Source organism: Phenylobacterium sp. (genome assembly GCF_036723115.1).
Taxonomy (GTDB): domain Bacteria; phylum Pseudomonadota; class Alphaproteobacteria; order Caulobacterales; family Caulobacteraceae; genus Phenylobacterium.
The window spans coordinates 10,612-19,046 of sequence record NZ_DAIMHV010000044.1 but is presented as its reverse complement, the minus strand read 5'-3'; the positions used below and the strand labels follow the sequence as shown (position 1 = coordinate 19,046).

9 protein-coding genes and 1 pseudogene are annotated in these 8,435 nt (G+C 68.9%); 3 read left to right on the top strand and 7 right to left on the bottom strand.

Annotated features, from left to right (window positions below; translation table 11 throughout):
• The 3 genes and pseudogenes from V7D28_RS06830 to V7D28_RS06820 form a co-directional block, all read right to left on the bottom strand.
• Nucleotides 1-337, bottom strand: a pseudogene (locus tag V7D28_RS06830) (phosphoserine transaminase); the annotation flags it as partial.
• A gap of 112 nt (nucleotides 338-449) precedes the next feature.
• Nucleotides 450-911, bottom strand: coding sequence for a hypothetical protein (locus tag V7D28_RS06825; RefSeq protein ID WP_333586621.1), 462 nt, complete (start codon nucleotides 909-911; stop codon nucleotides 450-452).
• 52 nt (nucleotides 912-963) lie between these two features.
• Entirely contained in the window at nucleotides 964-1,296 is a 333-nt protein-coding gene (locus V7D28_RS06820) for a hypothetical protein (protein ID WP_333586620.1), read from the bottom strand.
• Between the two features lie 253 nt (nucleotides 1,297-1,549).
• Between V7D28_RS06820 and V7D28_RS06815 the strand changes: the two genes are divergently transcribed.
• Entirely contained in the window at nucleotides 1,550-3,409 is a 1,860-nt protein-coding gene (locus V7D28_RS06815; protein ID WP_333586619.1) for an ATP-binding protein, read from the top strand.
• 22 nt (nucleotides 3,410-3,431) lie between these two features.
• On the opposite strand, the gene V7D28_RS06810 is transcribed toward V7D28_RS06815, so the two are convergent.
• Genes V7D28_RS06810 through V7D28_RS06800 form a run of 3 tightly spaced genes read right to left on the bottom strand, consistent with a single transcriptional unit; the run spans nucleotide 3,432 to nucleotide 5,216 of the window.
• Nucleotides 3,432-4,208, bottom strand: coding sequence for an SDR family oxidoreductase (locus V7D28_RS06810; protein WP_333586618.1), 777 nt, complete (start codon nucleotides 4,206-4,208; stop codon nucleotides 3,432-3,434).
• A 34-nt stretch (nucleotides 4,209-4,242) separates the two neighbouring features.
• The gene (locus V7D28_RS06805) at nucleotides 4,243-4,554 is read right to left on the bottom strand and encodes a 4a-hydroxytetrahydrobiopterin dehydratase (RefSeq protein ID WP_333586617.1); all 312 of its coding nucleotides are present in this window, start codon (nucleotides 4,552-4,554) and stop codon (nucleotides 4,243-4,245) included.
• Nucleotides 4,551-5,216, bottom strand: coding sequence for an HAD-IA family hydrolase (locus V7D28_RS06800; protein ID WP_333586616.1), 666 nt, complete (start codon nucleotides 5,214-5,216; stop codon nucleotides 4,551-4,553). The genes V7D28_RS06805 and V7D28_RS06800 overlap by 4 nt, the downstream gene beginning before the upstream one ends.
• Before the next feature lie 73 nt (nucleotides 5,217-5,289).
• On the opposite strand from V7D28_RS06800, the gene V7D28_RS06795 reads away from it, so the two are divergent.
• On the top strand, nucleotides 5,290-5,667 hold the full coding sequence (locus V7D28_RS06795; protein WP_333586615.1) for a hypothetical protein: 378 nt from the start codon (nucleotides 5,290-5,292) through the stop codon (nucleotides 5,665-5,667).
• Nucleotides 5,668-5,775: 108 nt separating this feature from the next.
• Nucleotides 5,776-6,552, top strand: coding sequence for a hypothetical protein (locus V7D28_RS06790; protein ID WP_333586614.1), 777 nt, complete (start codon nucleotides 5,776-5,778; stop codon nucleotides 6,550-6,552).
• Between the two features lie 273 nt (nucleotides 6,553-6,825).
• On the opposite strand, the gene V7D28_RS06785 is transcribed toward V7D28_RS06790, so the two are convergent.
• Nucleotides 6,826-8,253 carry an amidase gene (locus V7D28_RS06785; protein WP_333586613.1) on the bottom strand — a complete coding sequence of 476 codons (1,428 nt, stop codon included), beginning with the start codon at nucleotides 8,251-8,253 and terminating at the stop codon, nucleotides 6,826-6,828.
• Nucleotides 8,254-8,435: the final 182 nt, after the last annotated feature.

Genomic DNA, 8,435 nt, shown 5'->3' with positions numbered 1-8,435 from the left:
GCTTGGTCACGTCGGTGACCCAGTCCTTGCCGAAGCTCTCGAAGGCCAGCAGCTGAACCGGACGCGGACCCAGCATGGACCACAAAGCCATCTCCACCGCGCCGGTGTCGGAGCCGGGAACAATGCCGATGAGGAAGTCGTCGGGAACCTCCAGCACCTGCCGGGTCCGGTCGATGGCTTCCTTCAGCCGCGCCTTGCCCAGCTTGGAGCGATGCGAGCGGCCGAGAACGGCGTTGGTGAGGGTTTCCGGGGTCCATCCGGGGCGCTTGGCGCACGGGCCGGAGGAAAACTCAGGACGAGCCGGGCGCATGGCCGGCTTCGGCGTGGTGGTGGTCACTGCGATGTCTCCCATCCTTGCAGATGGGCAGCGCCCCGTTGGGGGGGCGTGGCCCGCCGCGCAAAAACGCCTATTTGGGCGGCAGGGCAAGCAAAATCTGATGAAGCTGAGGTCAGTTCGCCGGGGCCTCGCGCGCCTGGGCCGGACCCCGGTCCTGAGTGCGCACCTTGAGCCAGACCCCCGCGGCCAGACAGATGAGGATGCCGAGGAAGTTCACATTGTTGGCGATCACGTACAGCAGGTCGTGGTGCCGCCCGGTCACGAAATAGAACGCCTGGAGGCTGAACTGGAAGGCCTGGATCAGCATCACGGCGCCGATCCACAGGCTGCCATGGCGCAGAGCCAGAATCAGGAAACCCATGGCGGCCACGCCTTCCGCCAGAAGCCGGGCGATCAGTATGTTGTCCGGATGCAGGAAGAGGCGGCTGGCTGAACTGGCCACAGCGACCAAGACGATCAGACTGGCGGCGGAGCGCTCAGCCTCGCCGCCACGCCAAAAGGCAAAGGCGCAGACCCCGGCAAGGGTCGCCCAGAGAAAGATCCAGATGGCGAGATATAGGAACTGATCAGTCATGCGTTGCGCCTCTAACCGCTATTAGAGGCGCAACGAGGTTAAACTATTGCGATCAAACCGCGTCGCGCATGGCCGGCGCGTTGCGGGCGGGCTCGAACGGCTTGTCCGGGCCGAAGAGCTTGGTGCGGATGCCCAGGCGCAGCTTGGCTTCGTTCAGCTCGCCGTGGACGCCGACCATGGCGCTGCGGGCTTCGCCCAGGGCCTTGATGGCTTCGACCAGCTTGGCGGCGGCCTCGTCCCCGAAGACGGTGGACACGCCCACATCCTTACGGGCCTTGAGCATTTCGGTCATCAGTTCGGTCGCTTCGACCATGGCCGCATCCACCGCTTCTTCGGTGGCGAACAGCTTGTTGGCGACGCGCTGGGCGACAAACGCCTTGTCCATGGGGGATCCCCTCGCTTGGGTTAACGAAACGCTAACCAAGCTAAACCAAAAGTTAACGGCCGTCCTGCCTTGCAACTGTGACAACTTCACGCAGAGGTTGCGTTCACTCGTTAGGCGAGTTCAGAAGCGATTGATTAGGACTATGGGCCTATGACGGGGGGCTCGAACCTGGTCCGCCTCGCCCATGGCCCCCCTGCAAGACACCCCCTCCCGCGCGCGACCAGAGGCCACCTTTCATGCCAAGGTGGCGGGCGTGGCGCTTGTCACCACGGTGGCGGTGCTGCTGGCGGCCTGCGCCACCTTCATGCTGCAGCAGTGGGCGGTGGCCCAGGAGCAGTCCCGCGCCAATTACCGCGCCTTGGCCGCGGTGACCGCTGACCTGGCGGCCCCGGCCGTGGCCCGCGGCGACGCCGAGCGCGCCGAGAGCGCCATCCAGGCCCTGTCCCGCTCCTCGGCGGTAGTTTCGGCGCGGTTGCGGGCGGCCGACGGCCAGGTGCTGGCCGAGTTCACCGATCCCCATGCCGCCGACGCCCAGGTGGTGGCGGTGGTGGAGCGGCTGCACTGGCAGGGCCGGGTGATCGGCGACCTGACCCTGACCGCCCGCACGCCCGGCTTTGCCGCTCAGCTGCCGCAGTTCCTGGCGCTGACCGGCGCCCTGTTCTTCGGCGGCGTGGGGGTGGCCCTGTTCCTCGCCCGAGGCCTGGCCCATCAGGTGATCGCGCCGGTCACCGGCCTGTCGGAAGCCATGCGCGAGGTGGCCGCCAGCGGACGTTTCACGCCCGTCAACGTGCCCACGCGCGATCCGCTGTTCCGCAGCCTGGCGGCCAGCTTTAATGAACTTCTGGCCAAGCTCGGCGCCCGGGAGCGCGACCTCAACCGCAGTCTCGAGGCGCTCACCGAGGCCCGCGACGCCGCCAATGCGGCCAATGTGCTCAAGTCGCAGTTCCTGGCCAATATGAGCCACGAGATCCGCACCCCGCTCAACGGCGTGCTGGCCATGGCCGACATCATGGCCACCGACGAGCTGAGCCCCAAGCAACGCAGCCGCCTGGACGTGATCCGACAATCGGGCGGCCTGTTGCTCAGCGTCATCAACGACGTGCTGGACATCTCCAAGATCGAGGCCGGCAAGCTGACCCTGGCCGAAGAGGACTTCGACCTGGAGGACGTGGCCGCCAGCGCCCGGGCGAGCTACGGGGTGCTGGCCTCGGCCCGGGGGCTGCATTTCACCGTCGAGGTGGACCCCGCCGCCCGGGGGCCCTGGCGCGGGGACGCCAACCGGATCCGCCAGATCCTGGGCAATCTGTTGTCCAACGCGGTGAAGTTCACCCCGGCCGGCTCCGTCCGAGGCGCCTTCACCCTGGACGGCGACGGCGCCGTGCGGCTGACCGTCAGCGACACGGGCGTCGGTGTTCCGGAGGACAAGCTCTCCCTGCTGTTCGAGAAGTTCACCCAGGCCGACGCCACCGCCACCCGCCGCTTCGGCGGCACGGGGCTGGGGCTCGCCATCTGCCGCGAGCTCGCCCAGATGATGGGCGGCGAGGTCAGCGTCGTCAGCCATGAGGGCGAAGGCTCGATCTTCGAGGTCCGCCTGCCGCTGCCCAAGGGGGCGGGCGTCCTTCGCCCGCTGGCCAGCCTGCCCTCCGCGCCGACGATCCCCGCTCAGCCGAGCCCGGCGGAAGAGGCCGAGGTCGCAGACCTGGACGGACGCGCCCTGCGCCTGCTGGCGGCGGAGGACAACCCCACCAACCAACAGGTGCTGGCCGCGGTCATGGCCTCGCTCTCCATCGAGGTGGAGATCGTCGGCGACGGCGCGGCGGCGGTGGAGGCCTGGACCCAGGGGGACTTTGACCTGGTCCTGATGGACATCCAGATGCCGGTCATGGACGGCATCGCCGCCTCACGGGAAATCCGGCGCCGCGAGGCCGAGGCCGGGCGCTCGCGCACCCCCATCGTCGCGCTGACCGCCAATGCGCTGGCCCACCAGGTGGACGAGTATCTGGCCGCCGGCATGGACGGCCATGTGGCCAAGCCCATCGAGATCGCCAAGCTCTATGAGACCATCGGCCAGGTGATCGCCCGGGCCGAGGCCGATCAGGCGGCGGTGGCCTGAGCCGCCGCCCCCCGATTTCGCGTCACATGGCCGAGATGCCGCCGTCGAGCTTCAGCTCGGCGCCGGTCATGAAGCGGCTTTCGTCCGAGGCCAGATAGAGGACGGCGTTGGCGATATCGTCCGGCTGGCCGATCCGCCCCAATGGCACCTGACGGGCGAGCTTGGACTCCGCCTCTTCCTTGCCGAAGCGCTGGCGCAGGGGATCGAGGATCGGCGTGTCGATGAAGGTGGGGTGGATGGAGTTGGAGCGTATGTCCAGCCCCTGCTTGGCGCAGTGCAGGGCGATGCCCTTGGACAACAGCCAGACCGCCGCCTTCGAGGCGTTGTAGACTGGGCTGTTGTGGGCGGCGATCAGGCCGGCGATGGACGAGATGTTGATGATCGAGCCGGGCTGGGCCTTGCGCATGTATTTCAGCGCATGCTTCGTGCCCAGGAAGACGGAGTCCACATTGACCCCCATGACCAGCTTCCAGTCCTCGTAGGACAGCTGCTCGATGTCGCCGCCGCGGCTGATGCCGGCATTGTTCACCAGCACCGAGATCCCGCCCATGGCCGCATCGGCCGCCTCCAGGGCATAGACCCACTGATCCTCGCGGGTGACATCCAGCGGAAAGGCGAAGGCGCGTTCGTCCCCGTGGGCGGCGTTGATCTCATCGGCCACCGCCTGGGCGCCGGCCAGATTGATGTCGGCCAGGGCCACCTGAGCGCCCTCCTGCGCCAGGCGTCTCGCCATGGCCGCGCCCAGGCCCTGGGCCGCGCCGGTGATGAAGGCCTTCTTTCCTGCGACCCGTCCGGTCATGCGTGTCCCTCCCTGGACGTGATGGGCGGCCAGATCAGCCGCCCTGGCCCGCCTCTTGCGCGGCGGTGTTCATGAAATTGGCCAGGGTCACGTCCAGCGCCGTGAGGCCGCCGGCGTCATGGGTGGTCAGGACCACGCTCACCCGGTTGTAGACATTGGACCATTCGGGATGGTGGTCGAGGGTCTCGGCCTTGAGCGCCACGCGGCTCATGAAGCCGAAGGCCTGGTTGAAGTCGGCGAAGACGAAGGTGCGGCTGATGGCTTCGCGGGGATCGTCGGCCATCGTCCAGCCCGGCGCCTGGGCCAGGGCGTCCGCGGGGGCCATGCGGCCGGGGCGCGCGCTCATCGGGTCGCCTCCAGGGTGGTCTGGAAGCTGAGCCCGGTGGCCTGCGCCAGTTCCGCCAGGGTCTGCTCCACGCTCACCACCTTGATGGCCTTCATGCCGAGCTGGGCGGCGGGTTTGCAGTTGACCCCCAGGTCGTCCAGATAGACGCACGCCGCCGGCGCCACCTCCAGGGCCTCGCACATCATCAGATAGATGCGCGGATCGGGCTTGCGGACGCCGGCCTTGGAGCTTTCGATCACATGGTCGAAGAGCGGCATGATCTGCCCCATCGCCCCCCGCGGCTTCTGGTCGGTGTCGGAGCCGGGGCTGTGGTGGGTGACCATGTTGTTGGTGATGCAGCCCACCTTGAAGCGGGCCTTGCAGGCCTTCAGCGCCTCGACCATGGCCGGACGCACCATGCCCGAAATCAGCGGCAGGACGTCGGCTCCGCGGATCGGATGTCCCAGGGCCGTGGATTCCTTGAGGAAGAGGGCGTCAAAGCCCGCCGTGTCGATCTCGTTGCGCTCGAACAGGGCCCAGGCGTTCGTGTCGGGATTGGTGGCGTTGACCCGGCGAATATGGTCCCTAGGCGCCCCGGTCTGGGCTTCGAAACGGTTGAAGGCCTCGAAGGGCGATGTCGTAAAAACGCCGCCGAAGTCCCAGATCACCGCTTCCACCGCCATCGGCGCCATCCTTCAAACACATGTTTCGCGCCGGGACGCTAGAGAGGGCGGGCCGGCCGTGCAAGCCAGGGCCATGCAGTTTCCCGATCGACGCCATCCCATGCTCCGACGCTACGCCGCGGCCTTGTTCGCGCTCTGCCTGGCGGCGGTGGTCTACCTCTCGCTGGTTCCCGGCGAGATGTCGCCTGCGGGCGGCCTGGGCCTGGACAAGCTCCAGCACGCCTTCGCCTATTTCGTACTGACGGGCCTGGGCCTGATGGCCGTCGGCCGAAGGCTCTGGCTGCTGCTGCTGATCGCGGGCCTGGGCGCGGGCATGGAGATCGCCCAGGCGATCATGCCGCACGGGCGGCAGGGCGATCTGATCGACCTTGCCGCCAATCTCAGCGGGCAGGCCCTGGCGTGGGGTCTGTGGACGCTCTGCCGCGCCCGCCGATCACGGTCGAGGCGGTGAAGCTTGCCCGCTGGGGCGTGTCATGGAGCCTCACCGGCTCGCGCCATGGGAGAATCCTACAGCGTTAACGGGGTCTTAACGCGCAGCGTGGGGGCGAAGGAGTACCCCATGCGTCTGCGCGTCCTGTCCGTTCTCGCCCTCGCCGCCGGCGCCCTCGCGCTCGCGGCCTGTGATGGCAAGACGCCCAAGCCGGGCTTCACCCAGGACTCGGCTCCGCCGCCAGCGGCCGAAGCCCCGCAGGCCGGGTCCGACAGCTTCACCCCGCAGGGAGAGGCGGACACCCAGAGCCTGGCCCAGGCGTCCCCGGCGGCCGCCTGCTGCTGCTGCGCTTGCGCCGAGCCCGCCGCCTGTCCGCCCAAGGCCGCCGCGGCCCCGGCGGCCCCAGCGGCGCGGACGCCGGCCCGCACCGCCCAGGCCCGTCCGCCCGCCCGCGCTGCCACCTCCGCCCGGGCCGTGCAGACCGCCCAGCGTGCGCACCGACCCGTTCGGGCTCAACAGGGCTATCAGCGCTACCAGGGTCCGGACATCGCCACCCGCGCCCAAGGCGGCTACGCCCACGGTCATCAGGGTCAGGTCTATGCCGGCGGGCACGCCTACGCCCCGCCGCCGCAGACTTACGTCCCGCCGCCGCAGGCCTACGTCCCGCCGCCGCAGGCCCACGTCTATGTGGAGCCGCATGGCGTCCACGGGGGCGCGCGGGGGGGCTATGTGGAGCAGCACAGCTATTCCGAACATTCCAGCGGCTATGCCGTGGGCGGCGCCTATGCGGCCGGCTATGGCGCGGGCGCGCCGTGCTGCGCCAACCGGCCTCAGCCGGCCGCCGGCCGCGACGCCGGGGGCTATCTGACCTGGCCCGGCAAGAGCGCGCCTGCGCCCTACTACTGAACCTCTGGCCTCACGGGGCCTTCATCCGACCGACGTTTTCTGGGGGGAAGACGATGAGAATGCGATCGCCGAGCGGGCCTCGGTTCACCTGGTACGAAGTGGCCGCCGCCGTGGCCTTCGTGGGCGTGGCGCTCACCATGGCCAAGATCGGCGTCATCTATTAGGCGCGCGTTCCGATAAGTGGGAACCGGTTATCGGTTCAAGCGCGCGTCCAACAAGGACTCCGAGCCGTGATCCGTGAAATAGATCACGGCCTCGCCGCCTGGCCCAGGCTCAATTCCAGATGGGCGGACGGCGGTCCTTCCAGGGAGCCTCTTTTTCCAGCTGGCCGGCCAGGCGGTAAAGGGTGGCCTCATCGGCGAACCGGCCGGTGAACATCATGCCCACCGGAAGGCCCTCGTCCGATTGCCAGAGCGGCAGGGAGAGGGAGGGCTGGCCGGTGAAATTGGCCGGCGGCGTGGTCCCATAGGTGGCGGCCTGGCGGCGGTCGAACTCCCGCAGGTCGTCCATCAGCGGATCGAGCCAGTCCACCCGCGGCGCCGGCGTGCTCATGACCGGGGTCAGATAGACGTCGAAGGCCTCGAAGGCGCTGAGGATCTGACGGTTCATCAGGCGCAGCTGCTGGAAACCCCAGAAGGCCTGCTGGCCGGTGAGCTTCTGCCCCGCCTCATAGGCCCGCTGGGCCAGGGGCCCCAGCTCTCCCGGCTCCGGCTCGCGTCCCAGCAGGTCCACCCAGCGTTTCACATTGGCCGAGAAGTTGGAGGCGCTGGCCAGGGACTGGGCGCGGTAGAGGGTGCGGTAATCGATCCCCAGGCCCTGTTCGAAGACCTCGTGGCCCAGACCTTTCAGCAGCTCCGCCGTGCGGTGCAGGGCCGCCAGCATCGGCTCAGGGATGGGCCGGCCGCTGGGGGTTTCGGCGGACCAGGCGATGCGCAGGCGGCCGGGGCTCTTTTCCACCTCGGCCAGATAGGGGCCGGCCTTGGCCGGCGCCTGGAAGGGGTCGCCCGGCTGGGCGCCGTCGGTGGCGTCCAGCATGGCGGCGCTGTCGCGCACGGTGCGGCTCACCACATGATGCACCGAAAAGCCCAGCGCCCCGTCGCTCACCTCGCAGATGGGGGTCCGGTCGCGGGTGATCTTCATGCCCACCAGCCCGCAGCAGGCGGCCGGAATCCGGATGGAGCCCAGGCCGTCGCTGGCATGGGCCAGGGGCACCATGCCCGCCGCCGTGGCCGAGGCCGCCCCGCCCGACGAGCCGCCGGAAATGTGGTCAGGGTTCCAGGGGTTGCGGCAGGGACCCAGGCGTTCAGACTGGGTGACGCCGGGAATGCCGAACTCCGGCGTGTTGGACTTGCCCAGCAGAACCACGCCCGCGGCGCGGTAGCGTCGCACCAGCTCGCTGTCGGTGGTGTCGGCCGGCGTCTGGGCGAAGCGGCTGCCGGAGGTGCGCGGCCAGCCCTTCACCTGCGCCCCCAAATCCTTGATCAGGAAGGGCACGCCCTCGAAGGGGCCGTCCGGCAGGTCGCCTGCGGCGGTCTGGCGGGCCTCGTCATAGGCCTTGTGGACCACCGCCCCCAGCACGCCGTTGTGACGCTCGATGCGCTCAATGGCGGCCTCGACCAGTTCGGCCGGGCTCACCTCGCCCCGCTTCACCAGCCCGGCGAGGCCCAGGCCGTCATATTCCGCATAGTCCGCAAAGCCCATGGTCCGCCTCTTCCGGCTGGTCTCGTTTCCTCTGTCCGGAAGAGTTGAAGACTTGGGACGGCCTGTCCAGCCGTGATCCGATTCCCACTTATCGGAACGCGCGCCAGCCGTGATCCGGCGATCGCCTAGACGTCGACCTCGGCGTCCAGGGCGTTGTCCTGGATGAATTCCCGCCGGGGCTC